Origin of the sequence: Citrobacter sp. FDAARGOS_156, assembly GCF_001559235.2 — a bacterium.
Taxonomy (GTDB): Bacteria; Pseudomonadota; Gammaproteobacteria; order Enterobacterales; family Enterobacteriaceae; genus Citrobacter; species Citrobacter youngae.
The window spans coordinates 2,457,084-2,477,740 of record NZ_CP014030.2; the positions used below are offsets into that span (position 1 = coordinate 2,457,084).

Sequence of the window (20,657 nt, forward strand, 5' to 3'; positions counted from 1 at the left end):
CGGGGATTGGTATGCATTCCACGCTCTTCGAAAGAAATATAGTCAGCAGTTTATCTGCATGCCCTGAGTATTCGTTAGCGAACGTGGAGCACTTACTGGCTCGAAAGCAAAGCGGCAATCATCAAATCACATGATTCTGGCACAATATTCGTAACCAATAAGCGCATACCCTGAATCACTTAAAAGTGTAACTCTCAGGGTGTGAATGACTATACCTGGCACAAAGCGAACATTCTAAAACAAGTTGATGGACGATGAGCATTGCTCATCGCAAGCATTCAGAGCCAGGCAGAAAGACACTGCGGCACAGTTCCCGTTTCGTTTAGCCGAGGTTTACTGCATACGACCTGCACAATCTACCTCACCACACACATCGGTCTGCCAGATATCGGCTCGGGATGGATCTCCGTTTCCACGCTGAATACGCTTCTCAGCAATCCAGGATTCATCACTGCTTCCGGTGTGCCTTGTGCCATCACATGTCCGTTGGCCATGACCACCAGATGATCGCAGTATCGGCTGGCCTGATTAAGGTCGTGCAGCACTGCGACTACCGTTTTCCCCTGGGCTCGGAGTGCGCCCATCAACCGCATCAATTCCACCTGGTGATTGATATCGAGATAGGTCGTTGGCTCATCGAGCAGGACAACGGGCGTATCCTGCGCCAGGACCATCGCCAGAAATGCGCGCTGGCGCTGGCCGCCAGAAAGATCGGTTAACCGTCTGTCGGCAAGATGATGGATTTGGGTCTGGCTCATGGCGAGATTGACCCGCGCATTGTCTTGCGCACAAAGACGCCCCCAAAGTGGTAACCACGGGTTGCGGCCGTAGGAAACCAGCTCCTGGACGGTGATCCCCTCTGGCGTTAAATGGTGTTGCGGCAGCAGCGCCAGCCTGCGGGCAAGCTGGCGCGATGAGAACGTATTGATGGGATTGTCGTCAAGAAATACGGTGCCGGACTGCGGCATTAACAGCCGTGAAAAACAGTTTAACAGCGTCGATTTCCCACAACCGTTAGGGCCAAGTAGCGCAGTAATCTTGCCCGTAGGCAGTGCGAGTGATACGCCGTCAAGCACCTTGTTTGTCCCGTAACAGACCGTCAGATTTTCAGTTCGTAATGTCATTTATCGCATTCTCACAAGCAGCCAGACAAACCACGGCGCACCGATAATGGCGGTCAGCACGCCAGCCGGAAGCTCCAGCGGGGGATGAATAATTCGCGCCAGCAGGTCGGCCGCCACCAGCAGCAATGCACCCGTCATGGCCGAAACGGGCAGCAGCCAGCGGTGACGTCCACCGGTAATGGTGCGCACCATATGCGGTACCACGAGTCCAATAAAGCTAATCGGGCCGCAGACGGCCACGCCGGTTGACGTCATGGCAACCGCCAGTAGTAAAGCCTGAAACCGTGTACGCGGCACCGACACCCCGAGCGTGGTGGCACGCGCATCGCCCAATGCCAGGAGGTCGAGATCTCGGCAAAAAACCAGGCTCAGCGGCAGAAACAACATCAGCAGCGGGGCGGCAACCTTCACAAAACTCCAGTCACGTCCCCATAAGCTGCCGGTCAGCCACAGCAGGGCGCTGTTCACATCCTGCGGGCGCGAAAGCATCAGGTAATCCGTCAGGCTGGCCCAGCAGGCAGAAAGTGCGACACCCGTGAGCGCGAGCTTCATCGGCTGGCTGGTGTTCGCCAGCATTCTCAGCAGGATCAGGCCTGCCATGCCACCGACAAAGGCCAGCAGCGGCAGGGCAATCACCGGTAGTGACGGCAAGAGCAGTAGCGCGCCCACAGAGGCCAGGCTTGCGGCATGATTTACGCCGAGAATATCCGGCGATGCCAGAGGGTTACGCACGATCCCTTGAACCAGAACGCCTGCCACCGCGAGGGCTGCGCCGACCAGCAGCGCCAGCAGCAATCGCGGCAGGCGGTACGCCGTTAATACGTAATGATACTCGCGCCCGGTGTGCCAGTCGGTCAGCAGGGCGCGCCAGGGAACGGCGATCACCCCCATTTGCAGAGACAGAACCGAAAATCCCGTCAATGCGAGGGCGATGAAAATGACTAACGCAATTTTCATCCACGCCCCCTGACCAGCCAGACAAAGCAGGGCGCGCCAATCAGCGCCACTACTGCCCCGGCAGGCAATTCGCCAGGAAAAGCCAGCGCTCGGGCCAGAAGATCTGCCAGCAGCAGCAGCGTAGCGCCCATCAGCATGCTCATCGGTAAAACCTTGCGCTGATCGAATCCCACCCAGAAGCGAGCCAGATGCGGCATCAGCAGGCCGATAAACGCCACCGGGCCAGCCACGCTGACGCAGGCACCGACCAGAAGCAGCACCAGAATATTGATGATCAAACGTAGCTTTGGCAGATTCACCCCCAGCGTGCGGGCGGTGCTGTCACTGACGTTAAGCAGGTTCAGTTGATTAGCCAGCAGCAACACCACCGGCAGGGCAACCGCCACCATCGGGAAAAGCTGCCAGAACTCCTGCCAGCGTGCGTGGGATACGCCTCCCGCGAGCCAGTATAAAATGCCGTAAGCGTGATCTTCCGTCAGCAGCAGGGTGATGCGGGTCAGGGCCATGCAAAACGCCGAGAACGCGATGCCCGCGAGGATCAATTTGTTTCGGTCCTGGCTGTGGCGAAATCCGCCGCCAGCGGTCATCACCAGCAGCCAGCTTACGCCGCCACCGCAGGCGGCGATAAAGGCGATGGAGTAACCTGCAACGGGCACGGGGCTGAGAGCGCTGGTCAGCGCCATCGCCAGCGCCGCGCCGCTGTTAATACCAAGCAGCGAAGGGGATGCCATTGAATTATGCGTCAGGGTCTGCAGCAGCGTTCCCGCGAGAGCCAGACTCGCGCCGATCAGAATGGCGACCAGGCTTCGCGGCAAACGAAGGTTTTGCACCAGCGCTTGTGCAAGCGTCGGCGTATGGCCCGGCAGCAGAGCGTGAATGGCGTCAACGCCAGAAACAGGAATGGCCGAGTAGCAAAACAGACTCAGCCAGAAGAGAGTGATAAGCGCGGCAAGGGGAAGACCCCACTGCAGCGCTGGGTGTCTGAGAACCGTCATTTCACATCGGATAAAGGCTGGTGATGGAAGATTTTTACCGTGTCACTGGCAATGCGTTCGGCCGCGAAAATGCCGCGCATCCGCGCCCAGGCGTTACTGTCGACCGACGCCGTCTGCTGTTTTTGCACTGCAGTTAACATCTGCCACAGCGGGTCCTGCTGCCAGCGTTTGACGATGCTCTCTTTGCGGTAGTGGGCGACCAGCAGCCATGCAGGATTGATCGCCAGCAACTGCTCCAGGCCGATAGACGGCATAGACGCACCGGATATTGACGCCGGCACCGTCAGCCCCAGAGAGGTCAGGACGCCCCCGGTCCAGGTCTCTTGCGTGTGCAGGTTGAACTGCTGCTCCCGGGACGTACCAAACAACACCAGCGTGCCTTTTGGCAACTGGCTTGCCCACGCTGACATCTGTTGTTGGTGTTGCGCCAGACGTGACTGCATCTGCGCCTTTTTGCCCACAACTTCGCCGATGATGGCTGCAGATTGCAGATTTTCAGCGTAGGTTTCATTGCGGGATTTAAGCAGCAGCACCGGTGCGATTTGCTGCAAGGCGCTGTAGATACCCGCATGACGGCTGCTGTCGGCAATGATCAGATCCGGCTTCAGCGCGCTGATGGCTTCTAAACTCGGCTGCGTGCGCGTGCCGACAGACTGCCAGGATTTAAGATGGGCGCGAACTTCTGGAAGAATGCGCGTGGCATCGTTATCGTCGGCAATGCCGACCGGACTAACATCGACGGCTGCCAGTGCGTCCGCGAACGACAGTTCCAGCACCACGATCCGCTGTGGCGTTTTATCAAGCGTAAAGGTGCCATGTTCGTCATGAACCGTGGCGGCAAAAGCATGGCCGGTGAGCAGCAGCAGAGCGGCGAATAGCGTGCGTAATGATGTGAACATGTGAATGGCCTGTGTTGAGTGGCGCGTCGTTGACCCGGCCGACAAAAACAGCATGCAGGCCGGGTCAACGGGATTTAGAACTTCAACGACCCCTGCATATACAGCGTGCGCGGCTGGCCTGCGTAGATGCCTTTATTGTTGTCGTCGTAGGAGCGGGTGAAATACGTCTGGTCGAAGATATTCTTCACGCCGAACGCCAGGTTCAGGTCTGCCATTTGCGGACCAAAATCATAAGCTACGCGTGCGCCCCAGAGCATAAAGCCAGGGATACGACCGGTACTGCCATCGGCGCTCTCTTTCACGGTGTTGGCGTTATCCGCAAACTGGCTGGACTGGAAATCACTGTTCAGGTTGAAGGTCCAGTTGCCCGGCTTATAGTCCACGCCCAATGTGCCTTTGTGTTTCGGGGAGAACGGCACCTGGTTGCCGTAGGTGTCGCCTTTCTCACGAATCTCGGCGTCCACGTACGCATAGCTTGCGTAGACTGAAACGTTGTCGAGCGTTGGCGTCAGCGTGCCGAGGTCATAGCGGGCCTGGGTTTCCAGCCCGGTATGGCGCGTTTTACCGCGTGCTGTAACGGTGTCGTTGGTCTGGTTGGAGTCGTACTGATTATTAAAGTTAATCAGGAACAACCCCATTTCCGCGGTCAGCGCGCCATCGTCGTATCGGGTGCCGAGCTCCCAGGTTCGCGCTTTTTCCGGTTCCACATTGCCGCTTTGCACAGCCTTGCCAATTTGGCTGTACTGTACGGTGCCGAACGAGCCTTCGGTGTTTGCATAAAGATTCCAGCTGTCAGTCAGGTGATAAAGCACGTTTAGCGCCGGAAGCGGGGCGTTATAGCTCACTTCCTCATGTGTGCCTTTGATGGCGTTGTTCTGGTATGACTCGATATGTTCAAAGCGCATACCCGGAGTGATAGTCCAGTTGCCAATATCGATTTTGTCATCCAGATACCAGGCGTGCGCTTCGGTGCCGGAACGGGTGTCACGATCGTAAGGGCTGGCGCTGGACGGCAGTTGTCCGCTGCTGGTGGCGGTGTAGTAACGCATTTCATGCGTCGACTCGCTCACATAGCGGTATCCCACCCCCACTTCGTGCGCGGAAGGGCCCAGCATAAAGCTCTGGCTGTATCGTGGCTCAATGCCGCGTACCCAGTAATTGCGCGGTGAAAGCGTGGTGCGTTTGCCCTGTTCCAGGTAGCCGCTGCGCAGGGTTTCGGTGTAGAAGCCCTGAATATTGAATTTATGCTGGCTGTCCGGCTGGAACTGATAGCCAAGGCTTGCCAGCTTGCGACGCCCCCAGAAGCGATCGTTCGGACGCGTAGATTGCCAGCGGTCGGCGTTGTAATCCGCGCGCGACAGGCCCCCGGGCATATCGGCTTCACCGTCGTAGTATTGCAGAAGGCTATTGAAGGTATGCACGTCGTTCGGCGCATATTTGCTTTTCAGCATCAGGTCATCGATGCGCGTCGCGCTGTGCTCGCGCCAGTCGCTGCCGCGCGTGCCGGAGTAAAGCAGGGCGGTGCCAAAACCGTTATCCGCTGTGCCGCCCACCATCAGGTTGTGCGTCTCTTTGGGATTATTTTGTGAGGACGTTGGGCTGAGCTGGCCTTCCATGCCGGCTTCGATCCCGAAGTCTTGCGGAATGGCGCGGGTAACAAAGTTCACCACGCCGCCCACGCTCTGCGGTCCGTAACGTACGGCGCCGCCGCCGCGCACCACATCGATGGCGTCCATATTTCCGAGCGAAACGGGTGCCAGGGAAAGCTGCGGCTGGCCGTAAGGGGCAAACGGCACCGGAATACCGTCCATCAGCACCGTTGAACGGCTGGCAAGGCGCGGGTTCAGGCCGCGAATACCAAAGTTCATCGCCAGATCGTGGCTACCGGTACCGTTGTTTTCCGGGGCGGTAACGCCAGGAATACGATTCAGCACCTCGCGCATGGTCGTCGCGCCGGTTTTGGCGAAATCCTCACGGCGGATAACGTCACGCGCGCCGGCATGTTCGAATACGTCGTTTTCGCGCGCATCGCCCAGCCAGTCGCCCACAACCGTGAGCGCATCTTCCTGTGGTGCTGGAACGTGTTCGAGCGTCCAGCTGTTATTCCCTAACGGCTTCACCTGCAGGCCACTGCCCAGGAGCAACTGCTGCAAACCACTCTCAACATCGTAATCGCCGTGCAAACCGTTGCTGTGCTTGCCGCGCGTCAGGCTGGCATCAACAGACAGGGTAATTCCGCTGTGTGCGGCATATTGGTTTAGCGCTTTATCGAGTGAGCCTGGTGCAATATCAACCTGCGCTGCGAAAGCGGATAACGAGAGCCCAGCCAGCGGCAGCAGGCTCAGGCGAATGGCGTTAACCAAAGGTGTTGTTTTGCTAAAAACGCGTAAAGGCGTCATACCTTCTCCATCATCATTTTTGTTGTGTTCAGCTATGAGTCGAATGAGAAGGGGAAAAAGGACAATGAAAATGAGAATTATTTTTCTTACAGTGCCGAAATATTTACCCAGTATCGCGTAACAGTCTGAATTTTAACTGGAAGTGTCTGGGCAATAACATCCAGAATCGCATCGGTATTTTTCAGCGGGAACGTGCCACTCAGGCGCAGCCCGGCCACTGCCGGATCGCAACGCAGCACGCCGTTGCGATAACGGCTCAGTGTGGCAATGACCTCACCCAGCGGTTTATCGCTGAAACTCAGAACACCCTGGGTCCAGGTTGCGCTTTCATCATCCGATGTGGTGATTTCAGCAAATTCAGACGCGCTAAACTGCAGGCTCTCGCCAGCGTTGACGATACGTTTTTCCTGCAGATGATTTGCCAGGCGGACTTCAACAGCGTGCTGCTGTACGGCTACGCACGTGATGTTATCGTGCTGAAAGACGGTAAATTCTGTGCCTAACGCGGTGAGCTGACCCTGGCGGGTCATCACACGGAAAGGCCTCTGCTGCGCATCTTTTGCGGTGGTAATCGCAATTTCGCCATACCAGAGGTGGACAGCGCGCTGATGCGTATCAAAACGAACATCAGCGGCGCTTTGTGTGTTGAGCGTCAGCAGTGAGCCATCCTCCAGCCGCTGATGGCTGACCACGCCTTTAGCGGTGCGGTAGTCGGCACGTAGACCTTCTCCGGCCTCAGATTGCCAGAGCTGCCAGCCGCTACCCACGCCAAGCAGTAGCAACAACCCTTTCATGACGTGACGACGAGTTAGGCGCGTATCGTGCAGCGCCCGGCTGGCGACATCGCCCGGAACGCTGCTGAGCTGGCTGCGCAGGTTTTCAACCTGTTGCCATGCCCACTGATTGTCCTGGTCCTGTTCATACCATTGTTGCCAGCGAGCTTCCTGCTGTGGGCTGACACGCTCGCCGCTCAATACCGCATACCAGTGTGATGCCGAGCGCAAAGCCTGACGGCGAGAATCGGTGATAGAAGCGTTCACAGGCCGTGCTCCAGACGAAACAGCAGACAATGTTCGATAGCCTTTGCCACATACTTTTTCACCGAGCTGACGGAGACGCCGAGCTTAAGCGCGATCTCGCTGTATTTGAGCCCCTCCAGTTGCGAAAGCAAAAACGCTTCGCGTGTGTTTCCGTTCAGGCCGTCAAGCATGCTGTCGATGAGTTGCAGGGTTTCGAGCTGGCTCTCACGTTCCTCGGGCGAAGGCGCGAGATTTTCCGGCATCAGCGCCAGCATCTCCAGATAGGCTTTCTCCAGCGCGTTTCGACGAAACAGGTCGACCATCACCCGTTTGGCAATAGTACACAGGAAGGAACGAGGGTCGCGGACAGTCTTGAGCGAGTCACTGCCCATTACCCGTAAAAATGTGTCCTGGGCAATATCATCAGCATCAAAGGCAGACTGGAGCTTGCGCGTCAGCCAGCTTTTCAGCCAGCCGTGATGTGTGCCATAAAGCGACTCGAACGTGAAGCAAGCGGTAGTAGTGGCGCGGTCAGACATGCGGATTGCATCAAAAGTTAATTATCACGCGGCCACATTAACATGAGAATAGTTATCATTACAATTGGAAATGAAATGAGATAAAAATGACATTTTAAAGGGGTTATGATTTTGGCATTAATAGCATCCCTTATTGCCCGCGCTTGCGCTCCCCATCTTTCCTGAGAGTCATAGATCCCATTGGCGATGGTTTAATTGCCTGCACATTCGCAGGCAATAGCACAATAAAATTACGCCAACGGGATGTCTTCAAGGCGGAAATAAACGGTGAGTCCATGCTTATGTGCGACATCGATGTCCATATCAGCACCTTTAGAAGCGCCTTTAATACGGTAAATCGCATCACATTTGGTGATAAGTCGATGGGCAACAGGGTAGATCATAGATTCGCCGATTTCATCGTCAATAGCCGTAGAACCGGCAGCTTTTGCCAGTGGTAGTGCCAGCCATTCGCCAATTACAGGAATGTGTCCTCTTTGATATACCGCTAACGCTGCATCTTCCAGGCGAGCAAGATTCGCATCGATAAGATTTTGTTTTCCATCCGTACCGCTACGGTAGGGGCCAGCAATGAGAATAAGTTGTTTCACAAAGAGAACCTCATAGAATGTTTTTCAGCGCGACGTGGTAAAGCAACATAATGGTTTTGCCATCGACGATAAGACCACTTTCAATTGCGGCAAGTGCGCTTGCAAGCGGCCACTCAAGCACTTCGATATCTTCTCCTTCAGCCGCAATTCCACCACCGGCACCTGTCTTGTCGGCAGCATCATATTCCGCGATGTAAAAATAGAGCTTCTCCGTGACCGAGCCTGGGCTCATGTACGCCTCGAAAACCTTCTGTACGCTGGATACACGAAAACCGGTTTCTTCTTCAACTTCTGCTTTGATCCGTTTTTCAGGAGCCATGTTGTCAAGAAGACCTGCTGCTGTTTCAATGAGATAGCCATCGTGACCATTTATAAATACCGGAAAACGAAACTGACGAGTTAAGATCACTGTTTTCCTGTCACGGTTATAGAGCAGAATCGTGGCTCCGTTGCCGCGATCGTAAACTTCACGACTTTGGCGCTGCCAATCACCGTTTCTTCGTTGAATATCAAAAGTGTATTTTCTTAAACAATACCAGTCATCGGATAATGTTAGGTTATCGACGATGCGTATTTCTGCACGTTTAGGTTGCATGAAGACTCCTTGATCCGTAGAGTTGATATCATAATCAGCATTATCGTGCAAATACAAGTATAAACATGCATAAACAGGAACGGTCACATGCTCGCTCATCAACGTAAACACCTTATTCTTGAACAACTGCAGGTTGAAGGGCAGGTCCAATCGAAAAATCTGAGTGATCGATTTGGCGTTTCAGAAGACACCATTCGACGGGATTTACGTGAGCTTGCCGCAGAAGGGCGATTGCAGCGCGTTCATGGTGGTGCTTTGCCATCGTCTTCAGCTGTTGCGACATTTTCCGAGCGTAAGTCATTAAAAACAGATGTGAAAATGAAGATCGCGCGCAAAGGCACTGAACTCATTTCTTCGGGACAAGTTGTTATTGTGGATGGCGGCACGACCACATCAGAGCTCATTGCCTGTCTGCCGGACGATCTGCATATTACCGTGGTGACACACAGTCCCAGCATTGCACTGGGGTTGGTCGATAAACCCGAGGTTGACGTTATTTTGATCGGTGGCCGACTGTACAAGCACTCCATTGTCAGTGTAGGGGCGGCTGCTATTGAAGGCATCGGCAATATTCATGCGGATATTTTCTTCATGGGGGTAACGGGTATTCATCCTGAAGCGGGATTAACCACGGGTGATTATGAAGAAGCGTGCATCAAACGTGCATTTTCCGGCAGAGCGGCGGAAACGGTCGTACTGGTGTCACCGGAGAAGGTCAACGCTGCGTCATCGTTTGTCATCGGTGAGGTAGGGCTAATCAATACTATCGTGGTTGATAGTGAAACCGATGATAATTGGTTAAGGAGTATTGAAGGAAAGGGCATCACCATTATCAAAGCGTGATTCTCTGTTAATCGAACATGAGAAATCGCATAAAAAACAGATACAGCCACGCCAGTACACTCTGGCCGTTCAGCAACTGTCGCAGATAGCCCAGCACTGTAAAAATCACGCTTTCCATCGTTTGTTCGTGAGATGGCACATATTTGTAAAGTCGGAGGGAAAGGGCAATGAATAGGGGATCTTTGGTAAGGATCTTACTGACTATGGCATTAGTTGGGGATGGAGTAGGACTAGCGACCGCTTTGAGCGAGGAGCGGAAGTTCGAAGTTTTATGAAGGCATTACTTAAATCGTAGCGTGTTAAACAAAGGGGCAGTTCGCCCCCGGTTCTTTCCCCAAATTGATGTAAAACACTACTGAAGAGCTTTAAACAACGTCTCAATATGAATATCAACCGTGTCCAGTGCTTTAACAGGTAACGCTGTACCCGCGAACAAAAGGGGAAGCTCTGTGCATCCCAGAATGATGGCCTCAATGCCTTCATCCCGATACATCCGCTCAATGATCGCGGTAAACGTGTCTCGCGTCTGTGACTTAATAATGCCTCTTTCGAGTTCATCGTGGATTTTTTCTGCGATGTAATCAACCTCGTCAGCATGCGGGACGACCACCTGGATGCCTGCTTCAGTGAAAGGCCGTTTGAAGAAGTCAGCCTCCATTGTAAATCGTGTTCCCACGAGACCTACTTTTTTCAGGCCCTGAGTCTGAACTTCTGCACAAGTGGACTCGATAATGCTGACAAGAGGAACTGTTGTACACGACTGGAGTTCGTTGAAGACGATGTGTGGTGTGTTACCGGTCAAGGCGACGACTTCAGCCCCAGCGGCCACCAAATTCCCGACAGCCTTGGCCAGGTACCTCGTCAGCGCTTCATAATCTTTCCGTCCACACATGGTCAGGACGTCATATACATTGATACTTTCAATAGTTAGAGACGGGAAGAATGTATCGCCAATTCTTTTGTTAGCTTCATAAACAAATTTGCGATAGTAGAGCAATGTTGATTCTGGTCCGGTGCCGCCGATTAATCCAAGTTTCTTCATTTTATTACCCTCAATAGCTCCCGTATTAATCAAGCGTGACCATTTTGCGATGATCAACAAGCGCTTGAGACTAGCTGGGAGGCTGGTAGCTGTTTAAATGGAGTAAATAAATTAAAAAACATGTAGATTCATTTCAATTGAATAAAATAGAATCCAATTTTCAATTATGGTGAAAGTATGGATATAGCTGACTTCCGAACCATCATCGCACTGGTAGAAACAGGTACTATTACTGCAGCAGCAAATTTGCTCTGCCGAGTCCCCTCCGCAATAACCACTCGCGTTCAGAACCTGGAGAGCCAGCTCGGAACCACACTGTTTGTAAGGTCTGGCCGTAGGTTTCTTCCGACAAATGAAGGTCAGGTGCTTTATAACAATGCACTGAAGATTATCGAGCTGGTTACCTTAGCAGAACAGCAGATGGTAAAGCCAGTGCCTGGCGGTCGGTTCCGACTTGGGGCGCTCGACAGTATGGCCGCAACAAGGTTGCCTGAGCCGCTGGCGCGTCTCTACCAGCAACATCAATCAGTAACGGTGGAGCTGGTTACCGGGATAAGCCGCACACTGCTCGATGCAGTGCTTAGTCACGAACTTGATGCAGCCTTCATTGCAGACGCGCCGGATAATGACAGACTGGAACGCATGGTTGTTTACAAGGAAGAACTGGTTATTATCGCCGCAGCAAATTTCCCGCAGATACGTTCTGCTGCCGATTTAGCTCACACAACGTTGCTGGTATTCAGTGACGGTTGCTCCTATCGCGATCGGCTAACAACCTGGTTCAGAGAGGCTGGGATCAGACCTTTCAGGCTGGCAGAAATGTCCTCCTACCATGCCATTCTGGGGGGAGTCAGTTCTGGAATGGGGGCGGGGGTGATACCAACACCAATCCTCGATACGTTTCCGACACAGGAACTCATCACAGTCCATCCCTTTGATTCAGAAAACAGTCAAATAACAACGGAACTGATATGGCGCAAGGGAGAGCTCACGGCTAATACAGGTGCCCTGATTGATATCTTGTCCTCAACGTCGAAATTGCCTGACAGGCAGGGTGCTGCAATCTAGTTTGAGATTATGAACGCTTGACGGTGTCTGCAATGTCGAAATCCCTACCGGGTGAAATGACACTTCTGGTCTTTTCTATCCTGCCAGAGGCTAATGCCCGACTTTGAGCCGTTAACAAAAGCTTAAACTGTCACCTTCCGCTCCTGGCACCAGGTAGACGGTTCAAATGACAATAATACCTAGATTTCAAGTGCAGCAAGGATGATGGTTTCCATTTTCTCCGGGGTAGTGAACGGCGCAAAACGCTTTAGCGGCTTGCCATCGCGTCCGATCAGGAATTTTGTGAAATTCCATTTTATCCGTCCCCCCAGCATGCCGGGCAACTCGTTTTTTAGATAACGAAATACCGGATGCGTAGCGGCGCCGTTAACCTCCACTTTTTCAAACATTGGGAAGCTTACACCGTAGTTGATGTGGCAGGTCTGCGCGATTTCGTCGGCGTCGCCGGGTTCCTGCTTACCAAACTGGTTGCAGGGAAAACCAAGCACCACCAGTCCACGAGATGCGTACTTTTTGTACAGTACTTCCAGACCTGCATATTGTGGCGTGAAGCCACAATGGCTGGCGGTATTTACCACCAGAACCAGCTTGCCAGCATAGTCAGCCATAGGGATACGCTGGCCGTCCAGGCTGGTGGCTGTTAGTTGATAAAAGGTGGTCATAGCGAACTCCTCAGAGCAGGACCTGTCAGACATCGGCATAGCCATACAGCATGGTGCTGCTGGGGCAAGTGAGGAGCGGAGGTGAGTCCGCTCGGTTTAGTGCTGCCAGATTCAGTCCCTAATGATCCAAATCTTCGCGAGTGGGTCCTTGAAAGTAAAGGGTACTAATATGGCAACTACGCGGTTGAGTCAGCACAAAATGAATTGTTTCCCAGACAGAACGCCCATTCATTAGATGTTCTCCCATTCTGGATTGAGTGTCGACAAGAGGATCTAACCCGGTCAATTCAAAATCCGGTGGGTATAACCCGGTTACCCGTATATTTTCTTTGGATAACTGTTCCGACAGTTTAGTTGTAAAACCACTCATCCCGTGTTTACTGGCAAAAAAAGCGGGATGGGCAATTGAATCCGTAAAATTCGGAATGCCGCATACAGATATAATCGAAACGATGTCAGCACTGTCTGAGCGCCTTAATCCTGGAAGCAATGCCTGTGTTAGTAGAATTGAACCTGTCAGGCCTGAGCTGACGGTATTGTAGATTTCTGAGTCTGGTTGTTCGTCTATAGTCCCTGATAACCACTGAGCAGCATTGAGGATTAGAATGTCGATGGACCTGTCTATATCTAAGAGTTGTGAAGCAAACTGAGAAATAGATTCAGGCTGGGTTAAATCACACAGATACCCTTTTGCAACACCACCTTCAGCGGCGATGATGCTGCAGGTTTTGTGAATATCCTCAACCCGCCGGGCAGAAAAATCCACGTTGACGCCTTCTCGAGCCAACCAAACGCACAACGCCTGACCAAATCCGCCGCCGCCGCCGGTGATAACGGCTCTTTTACCTTTCAACATAACGATGCTTCCCTTTCGTGATGAGTTTGTGTCGCTGGATATATAGCATGGTGATACGGGGTCACATCTTCCCGTTAGTGCCATTTACGGCGGGATATAAATAGCGGTTTGCATGCGTTATATCGTTCTCAAAATGGGCTCAGCTCAGATTTAAGCAAAATGCACACCGACGGGGGGATGCATGATGGGACGTCAATCCAGATTAAAATACCGACAATCCCAATCCTTGTTTTACTTCTCTTAGCGTTTGCTGTGTGATGTCGTAGGCCTGCGCGCTGCCTTTTTTAAGCATCGCCATCAGCATACCTTTATCCTGAATATAGGTTGCCCGACGCTCACGCATGGGCGCGATGAGTTCTTGCAGGCACATCTCCAGCTCATTTTTGCATGCCCGATCACCCAATCCTCCTTGCTGATAATTCACTTTCATTTCTGCGACTTTGGCCTTATCCGGGTGAAAAGCATCCAGATAGGTGAACACGACATTACCCTCAATTTGCCCCGGATCGGACACTTTTAGGTGGTTAGGATCAGTGTACATTGCGCTGACGGCGCGATGGATAGTCTCTTCACTTGCCGACAGGAGCAGCGTATTACCGAGCGATTTCGACATCTTGGCGTTGCCGTCAATACCAGGAAGACGGCTGGTTTCGCTTAACATAGCTTTACAGTGATGCAGAACGGGGGTCGGTAACAGGCTATTCATCTTATGCACGATTTCATTAGTCTGTTCGATCATCGGCAACTGATCGTCGCCGACGGGCACCAGGCTGGCTTTGAACGCCGTAATATCTGCTGCCTGGCTGATGGGGTAAACCAGGAAACCGACCGGAAGCGAACGGGCGAAACCTTTTTGTGCAATTTCATTTTTGACCGTTGGGTTACGCTCGACGCGAGCCACGGTAACGATATTCATATACAGCGCGGTGAGTTCGGCAAGGGCAGGTAGTGCTGATTGTAAACAAAGGGTGGTGAGTGAGGGATCAATACCTGCAGCGAGATAATCGGCCAACACTTCGGGTATGTTATTTTGGATCTTTTGTGGATTGCTGCCGTTATCGGTCAGACCTTGCAGGTCTGCGACCAGAACAAACTGCTGATAGTCGTGTTGCAGTATCGCGCGTTGGCGCAGGGAACCGACATAGTGGCCAAGATGCAGTGGCCCAGTAGGGCGGTCGCCGGTAAGGATGATGGATTTGTTGTTCATAGAAGACTCCTTAAGCATAAAACCGAAAGGGGTCTCAAAATGCAAATAACCGCCTTTCGGCGGTTATTTAAAAATGGATAAACACATTCTGACCGCCTTTAAGAAGGCAGCCACCAACGCTTGTGGTTAAAACCGTTGCAATCGTGTTTTATATTCATCGGGTCAACATATCACTACCAGGGGTAGAGGTAAAGTAATGCTCTGCCCGCTCGGGGGGATATTTTAGGAAGTACCCGTCTGGGCTTACGCACCGCTTTTTAGCTCGCTTCCAGCATCCCAAAGCTCACTATGCGTGAACGCCCCAGCTCTTTTGCGCGATACAGCGCGACATCCGCGGCACGTAACAGGTTATCGCTCTGGGCGTGCTGCGGGTAGCTGGCGACACCAATAGACACATCAACATGACCGATGTCAGAGACGCCAAAGCTGAGCGTCAACTCGCGTACCCCGTTGTAAATGTCCGTCGCAAAGCGATTGGCCGCTTCTTCATCCATACCGGCAAGCAGAACCAGAAACTCTTCACCACCGTAGCGGAAGGCCATTCCGTGGTCGTGAACAACGCGCTGAATAATTGCTGCGATACTTTTTATCACCCCATCACCAGCCTCATGACCAAATCGGTCGTTGATGTTTTTGAAGTGATCGATATCGATCATCAGGCAACTGATCGGTTCCTGGTTGTGGACAGCCTGACTCATTTGGGTGCGCAGAGTGTCTTCAAGGTGATGGCGATTGCGCAGACCGGTCAGTGGGTCGTAAAGCGCTTTTTCCAGTAATGCATCGCGCAGACGTTGGTTGGCTAATGCCAGTCCAAGTGCCTCGGCCATCAGCTCCAGATAAGCACGGGAAGGGGCGGAATTGTCACTGAGATTCTGGAATGAGAGCAGGCCGATGGCTTCCCCCTGGGCGATCAACGGTACGCACAGGGTATGATCCTGACACGATTCAGGCAGGTGGTAGCAGGCGATATCAGGCTCACCTTGCACGGGAGGATGACTTTGCCCACGGCGCACTGCCCAGCAGTCATCCAGATGGAAAGGGTCTGTTTTGCCTTGCGGCGAAAGCCACTCGGCGGCACAGCGCATGTGCCAGGCTTGCCGATCAAGAATGTAGAGCCGTCCGGCAACGCCAGGGGCAATGTTCGGGGCAAAAAGCTGCGCAACATTGATAACATCGGCAAAGTTTTCGCAGCCCTGTAAACGCTGGGTCATACGAGCCAACAGTTCACGGATCGCCCAGTCGGCGTCCCGCTCTTTCTCCAGCCGCTGCCGCACCAGGCCGTTCTCACGAAAGATGCGAATGGCTTGCGCCATATCGCCAATCTCATCAATCTGATTAAAGTTAGGCGTTTCTACGGCATAATCCTGCGATGCGAGACGGTGAACCACGTCGCTCAGACGCACAACCGGACGCAGTACGCGGCGTTTCAAAATAAAGCCGAGGACAAACAAAAACAGCAGCGCGGTTAAACCGACCATAACTTCGGAGAGCGTACGCAGTATGCGGGAAGTCCTGGTGGCATCGTCAATGCTGTTACGTACACGGTTATCGAGCAACTGCCGGAAATGATCTATCCGCACCTGCGCCCGTTCCAGTTCCTGTTCATAGGCTTTGCCGTAGAGCAGGGCGATTGCCTGTGACGTTTCTCCGCGGGCCATACTGGCGAGCGCGGCTGCTTGCTCTTCCTGCAGCGCATCGACAATTTGTAATCCTTCATGCAGCAGCGCCAGCTCTTCACCTGTCGCGCCGAAGTCTTTTAATTTTGTTAACCGCAGCTCAATCGCTTTTAGTGATGACGCCTTTTGGCGATAGGCATTCAGTGCTTCTGGATCTTTGGCGATCACGTACTCGCGAGCTAAATCTGACAATGACCAGGCATCGAGCTCCACCTCTTCGGTTAGCTGATCAAATTTATACCGCTGCTCTACCACCTGACGTTCAGTATTGTCTGCTCCGGAAGCCATCAGCATAACAACGCCGGAGGCAATGGTCAGGCATACCGTCGCACTGTAGGCCCAGTTGGTGATTGTGGCTATTCGCACTTTTTCGTTCCTTCTGCGACGATTAATGAATAAGCATGATTGAAATTATAGGAAACGTATGATTTTGCGTGAAAACAAAAGGCGACCCGCGGCCGCCCTTTGTTATCGTCATGCCATCATAAATCTGGAGGGTTTTTTCCTTCTTCCATGAAGGCTTCATCGATACCTTCTACGTTGCCCTCATGGTCACGTCCGGAGAACAGATTCCAGCTCGCCAAAAACAGTGCAGCGATTAGCGGGCCAATCACAAAGCCATTGATACCGTAAATCTCCATCCCACCGAGGGTGGTAATCAATATCAGGTAGTCCGGCATTTTGGTGTCTTTTCCTACCAGTAGTGGGCGCAGGATATTGTCCACCAGTCCGACAATAATGACGAAGAATCCGACAATAAACAGCCCTTGCCACAGTTGGTGGGTGGCAAAGAGGAAAATAGCCGCCGGGACCCAGACTATCGCCGAGCCAACCGCTGGCACCAACGAGAGGAATGCCATTAGTGCGCCCCACAAAACGCTGCCGTCGATGTCGACAATGGCGAAAGCAATGCCGCCCAGCGTGCCCTGTACGACAGCGACAACCGCCGTGCCTTTGACTGTCGCCCGCGTGACACCCACGAATTTGGCAAACAAGTGCTGCTTGGCAAAATCAGACAGCGGTAAGGAATCCAGAATCTGACGCACCAGATACGGTCCATCCTTCAACAGGAAAAATAGCAGGTACAGCATGATGCCAAAGCTGATGGCGAAGCCGAAGGTCCCTTTACCAATCAGGAAAGCACTGCCTGCGAGGTACTGTCCGCCCTGCAGCGCAATGTCGGAGAGTTTTTTCTGGATCTGCGCGACATTATCCAGATTGTGTTCTGCGAGGAATCCTCTGGCCCAGTCAGGAAGATAAGAAAGAATAGAACTGACCACTTCCGGAAACTGCGTATCGTTTTGCTGCAACTTGGTGTAAACCACATTCAGTTCGATTGCCAACGATGACAGGATCACCATCAGAGGAATAAAGACAATTAAGCAAATAATACCAATAGTGATTAACGATGCCAGACCGTTACGTTCGCCAAGCGCACTGCGCAGTTTGTTTTTTACCGGATTAAAGATAGTCGTCAGAATTGCGGCCCACAAGATTGCGGAGAAGTAGGGGGACAATACGTCGAAAAACGCCCAGGTCACGAGGGCAAGAATGAAAATGAAGAAACCTTTGGTCAGTCCGTTAAATCGCATTAGTGAATCCTGTAACTGAGAAGCAGTCTCGACTATAGAACTGTTCAGCAGAATTACCAACTGTGGATGTTGATTCCGGCTTAACGCCGCCTTGATGAGCAAACAGTGAACTCAGAGCAAAAAATTGCCGCGTGTTCCTGTCTCCGTAAGGGGTGAGCGAATGATCTATCTACTCGCCGAGAAAGGGGGCAACGTGTCTGGAAAGCCAAAAATTCTCCGTTGTTTACTGTCCACCATGAAGCGAGTTGATTCGCCAGCCGGTTGAAAATTCGTTATGATCTATCCCCACTTTTTAGTCTGGTTGTCTGATGTCTACGATTCTCGATACCTTTGTTGCTCCGCCGTGCCATGACGAAATAGAAATCCTTTATCAGGATGAACATCTGCTGCTTATCAATAAACCCAGTGGGTTGCTGAGTCTGTCGGGGAAAAATCCGCAAAATCTTGATTCGGTTCACTATCGTCTGGTACAGATATACCCGGGCTGCACGCTGGTACATCGGCTTGATTTTGGTACTTCGGGTCTGATGGTCGTTGCACGCAATAAAGCGATCAATGCAGCGCTCTGTCAGCAGTTCAGCCAGCGCGCGGTGACTAAGGTGTACAGCGCATTGTTATGTGGACACCTGAAACAGGATGACGGTGTGATTGATGCCGCCATTGTCAAAGATCCAGCACTGTTTCCGTTGATGTCGATTAGTGCTATTAGCGGTAAACCTGCGCGTTCCCGTTTTCGGGTGATTGAGCGCTTCAATCAGCTACTGAAGGATGGACGGTCACTGCCCCTGACACGGGTGCAACTGATGCCGGAGACCGGACGAACCCATCAGCTACGTCTTCACTGTCAGCATTTGGGTCATCCGATCTGGGGCTGCGATCTTTATGGTGGACGCGAGTGGCCTGGCACGGAGCAGACGTCGCGGCTGATGTTACACGCCAGCGAACTGCGCCTGGTACATCCCATCAGCCATGAACAAATCAACGTCTGCCATGCCAGCCCATTTTAACCCGGCGGCTATTACGGTGTTATCGTGCTGCACGCTGCAGAATGACGGCTGACGGCTGGCGTTGCAGAAAACGCATCCGCAGCATCATCAGCACCGCGGCAGAGGTCAGGCCAATAATAAAGCCCATCCAGAAGCCCGCTGGCCCCATGCGGTCGACGACCAGATCGGTGAGCGCAAGAATATATCCACTTGGCAAACCCAGCACCCAGTACGCCGTGAAGGTGATAAAGAAAATGGAACGCGTATCTTTATAACCACGCAGGATCCCGCTGCCAATAACCTGAATGGAGTCCGAAATCTGGTACACGGCAGCCAGCAGCATCAGCTGTGCAGCCAGTGTGACAACTTCAGGATTATTGTTGTAGAGCAGGGCGATGTGCTCGCGCAAAGTGACGGTGAAAACGGCGGTCATCATCGCCATACATACGCCGACACCTAAGCCAGTTCTGGCAGCGGTCTGTGCATCCAACGTTGATCCCTGACCCAGGCGGTATCCCACACGAATAGTGACGGCAGCCGCCAAAGACATCGGCAGGACAAACATTAATGAGCTGAAGTTCAGCGCGATCTGGTGCCCGGCCACGTCGACAATCCCCAGCGGGGAGACCAACAGCGCCACCACGGCAAACAGCGTGACTTCAAAAAATAATGCCAGCGCAATTGGCAAACCCAGCTGTACCAGGCGTTTCATCACCGCGGTGTCAGGTTTCTGGAAGCCACGCTCATTACGGATATCACGCATTGATCGGGCGTGTTTTACGTAAGAAAGCATGGCGGCAAACATCACCCAATACACCGCCGCCGTTGCCACACCGCAGCCTACGCCACCCAGTTCTGGCATACCCAAATGGCCATAGATGAAAACATAGTTAACCGGAATGTTCACCAGCAGGCCGAGAAAACCCATTACCATTGCCGGTTTGGTCTTGGCCAGGCCTTCGCACTGATTACGGGCAACCTGGAAGAACAAATATCCGGGCGCACCCCATAGCAGCGCGCGCAGATATCCCACGGCTTTGTCGGCCAGTGCAGGGTCAATGTTATGCATAGAGCGGATAATGTATCCCGCATTCCAAAGCACAATCATAATCAGAACGGATACGATCCCCGCCAGCCAAAAACCCTGACGTATTTGATGAGCAATACGATCGCGGCGCCCGGAACCGTTAAGTTGCGCAATCACTGGCGTCAGCGCCAGCAACAGCCCGTGACCAAACAGAATTGCGGGTAGCCAGATGGACGTACCAATAGCAACGGCTGCCATGTCCGTCGCGCTATATCCGCCGGCCATCACGGTATCGACGAATCCCATTGCGGTTTGAGCGATTTGCGCAAGAATCACCGGAATTGCCAGAGCTAATAACTGACGCGCTTCACTTACATACTTTTGCACGTGTACACCACTATATTGTTGTTATTTGAGAGACTAAAAAAGCCGCCTTATATGGCAGCAAGGAGAAAATGCAGGGGAAATTTCAGTCTATTGTAGCGAGGAATCCGTATTTCTCCAGTGAAAAAATAGGCGGGAGCGGCGCATTGCTGGCAACCTGATTTTCCACCTGCTATTGTGCACAGCAGAGATGTCTT

Annotated in this window: 19 protein-coding genes; 3 read left to right on the top strand and 16 right to left on the bottom strand. The window is 52.7% G+C overall.

Features of this window, described 5'->3' with window-relative positions:
- Positions 1-356 precede the first annotated feature (356 nt).
- The 9 genes from fecE to AL515_RS11985 form a co-directional block, all read right to left on the bottom strand.
- Positions 357-1,124 (bottom strand): Fe(3+) dicitrate ABC transporter ATP-binding protein FecE, encoded by a 768-nt coding sequence (gene fecE, locus AL515_RS11945; RefSeq protein ID WP_061067837.1) that lies wholly within the window; start codon positions 1,122-1,124, stop codon positions 357-359.
- The gene (gene fecD, locus AL515_RS11950; protein ID WP_061067838.1) at positions 1,125-2,081 is read right to left on the bottom strand and encodes a Fe(3+) dicitrate ABC transporter permease subunit FecD; all 957 of its coding nucleotides are present in this window, start codon (positions 2,079-2,081) and stop codon (positions 1,125-1,127) included.
- A complete protein-coding gene (gene fecC, locus AL515_RS11955; protein ID WP_061067839.1) occupies positions 2,078-3,076 on the bottom strand; it encodes an iron-dicitrate ABC transporter permease FecC in 999 nt (332 codons plus the stop codon). The genes fecD and fecC overlap by 4 nt, the downstream gene beginning before the upstream one ends.
- A complete protein-coding gene (locus AL515_RS11960; protein ID WP_061067840.1) occupies positions 3,073-3,975 on the bottom strand; it encodes a Fe(3+) dicitrate ABC transporter substrate-binding protein FecB in 903 nt (300 codons plus the stop codon). Before AL515_RS11960 ends, fecC begins: the two co-directional genes overlap by 4 nt.
- Before the next feature lie 74 nt (positions 3,976-4,049).
- Complete coding sequence (gene fecA, locus AL515_RS11965; RefSeq protein WP_105242170.1) at positions 4,050-6,374, bottom strand: TonB-dependent Fe(3+) dicitrate receptor FecA; 2,325 nt, start codon at positions 6,372-6,374, stop codon at positions 4,050-4,052.
- An 86-nt stretch (positions 6,375-6,460) separates the two neighbouring features.
- Entirely contained in the window at positions 6,461-7,414 is a 954-nt protein-coding gene (fecR, locus tag AL515_RS11970) for a ferric citrate uptake sigma factor regulator FecR (RefSeq protein WP_061067841.1), read from the bottom strand.
- Complete coding sequence (gene fecI, locus AL515_RS11975) at positions 7,411-7,932, bottom strand: ferric citrate uptake sigma factor FecI (protein WP_048211780.1); 522 nt, start codon at positions 7,930-7,932, stop codon at positions 7,411-7,413. The genes fecR and fecI overlap by 4 nt, the downstream gene beginning before the upstream one ends.
- A 230-nt stretch (positions 7,933-8,162) precedes the next feature.
- On the bottom strand, positions 8,163-8,522 hold the full coding sequence (locus AL515_RS11980; protein WP_061067842.1) for a DUF4406 domain-containing protein: 360 nt from the start codon (positions 8,520-8,522) through the stop codon (positions 8,163-8,165).
- A 10-nt stretch (positions 8,523-8,532) separates the two neighbouring features.
- The gene (locus AL515_RS11985) at positions 8,533-9,117 is read right to left on the bottom strand and encodes an NUDIX domain-containing protein (RefSeq protein ID WP_061067843.1); all 585 of its coding nucleotides are present in this window, start codon (positions 9,115-9,117) and stop codon (positions 8,533-8,535) included.
- Between the two features lie 87 nt (positions 9,118-9,204).
- Here AL515_RS11985 and AL515_RS11990 point away from each other — a divergent pair, with 87 nt between their 5' ends.
- A complete protein-coding gene (locus AL515_RS11990) occupies positions 9,205-9,960 on the top strand; it encodes a DeoR/GlpR family DNA-binding transcription regulator (RefSeq protein ID WP_061067844.1) in 756 nt (251 codons plus the stop codon).
- A gap of 352 nt (positions 9,961-10,312) precedes the next feature.
- Here the strand turns inward: AL515_RS11990 and AL515_RS11995 are convergent, their stop codons facing one another.
- On the bottom strand, positions 10,313-11,002 hold the full coding sequence (locus AL515_RS11995) for an aspartate/glutamate racemase family protein (RefSeq protein WP_061067845.1): 690 nt from the start codon (positions 11,000-11,002) through the stop codon (positions 10,313-10,315).
- A 177-nt stretch (positions 11,003-11,179) separates the two neighbouring features.
- Between AL515_RS11995 and AL515_RS12000 the strand changes: the two genes are divergently transcribed.
- Positions 11,180-12,070 carry a LysR family transcriptional regulator gene (locus AL515_RS12000; RefSeq protein WP_061067846.1) on the top strand — a complete coding sequence of 297 codons (891 nt, stop codon included), beginning with the start codon at positions 11,180-11,182 and terminating at the stop codon, positions 12,068-12,070.
- Positions 12,071-12,249: 179 nt separating this feature from the next.
- On the opposite strand, the gene AL515_RS12005 is transcribed toward AL515_RS12000, so the two are convergent.
- The 5 genes from AL515_RS12005 to AL515_RS12025 all read right to left on the bottom strand — a co-directional run bounded on the left by AL515_RS12005 (position 12,250) and on the right by AL515_RS12025 (position 18,063).
- Entirely contained in the window at positions 12,250-12,732 is a 483-nt protein-coding gene (locus tag AL515_RS12005) for a glutathione peroxidase (RefSeq protein WP_061067847.1), read from the bottom strand.
- 118 nt (positions 12,733-12,850) lie between these two features.
- Complete coding sequence (locus AL515_RS12010) at positions 12,851-13,588, bottom strand: SDR family oxidoreductase (RefSeq protein WP_061067848.1); 738 nt, start codon at positions 13,586-13,588, stop codon at positions 12,851-12,853.
- A gap of 202 nt (positions 13,589-13,790) precedes the next feature.
- Positions 13,791-14,795, bottom strand: a complete 1,005-nt coding sequence (gene trpS, locus AL515_RS12015; protein WP_061067849.1) for a tryptophan--tRNA ligase — start codon at positions 14,793-14,795, stop codon at positions 13,791-13,793.
- A 257-nt stretch (positions 14,796-15,052) separates the two neighbouring features.
- Positions 15,053-16,837 carry a diguanylate cyclase gene (locus AL515_RS12020; protein ID WP_061067850.1) on the bottom strand — a complete coding sequence of 595 codons (1,785 nt, stop codon included), beginning with the start codon at positions 16,835-16,837 and terminating at the stop codon, positions 15,053-15,055.
- Between the two features lie 116 nt (positions 16,838-16,953).
- The gene (locus AL515_RS12025; RefSeq protein ID WP_061067851.1) at positions 16,954-18,063 is read right to left on the bottom strand and encodes an AI-2E family transporter; all 1,110 of its coding nucleotides are present in this window, start codon (positions 18,061-18,063) and stop codon (positions 16,954-16,956) included.
- 308 nt (positions 18,064-18,371) lie between these two features.
- On the opposite strand from AL515_RS12025, the gene AL515_RS12030 reads away from it, so the two are divergent.
- The gene (locus AL515_RS12030) at positions 18,372-19,070 is read left to right on the top strand and encodes an RluA family pseudouridine synthase (RefSeq protein ID WP_048211772.1); all 699 of its coding nucleotides are present in this window, start codon (positions 18,372-18,374) and stop codon (positions 19,068-19,070) included.
- Positions 19,071-19,089: 19 nt separating this feature from the next.
- Here the strand turns inward: AL515_RS12030 and mdtK are convergent, their stop codons facing one another.
- Positions 19,090-20,463: a multidrug efflux MATE transporter MdtK gene (gene mdtK, locus AL515_RS12035; RefSeq protein ID WP_061067852.1), complete on the bottom strand. Its 1,374-nt coding sequence runs from the start codon at positions 20,461-20,463 to the stop codon at positions 19,090-19,092.
- Positions 20,464-20,657 lie beyond the last annotated feature (194 nt).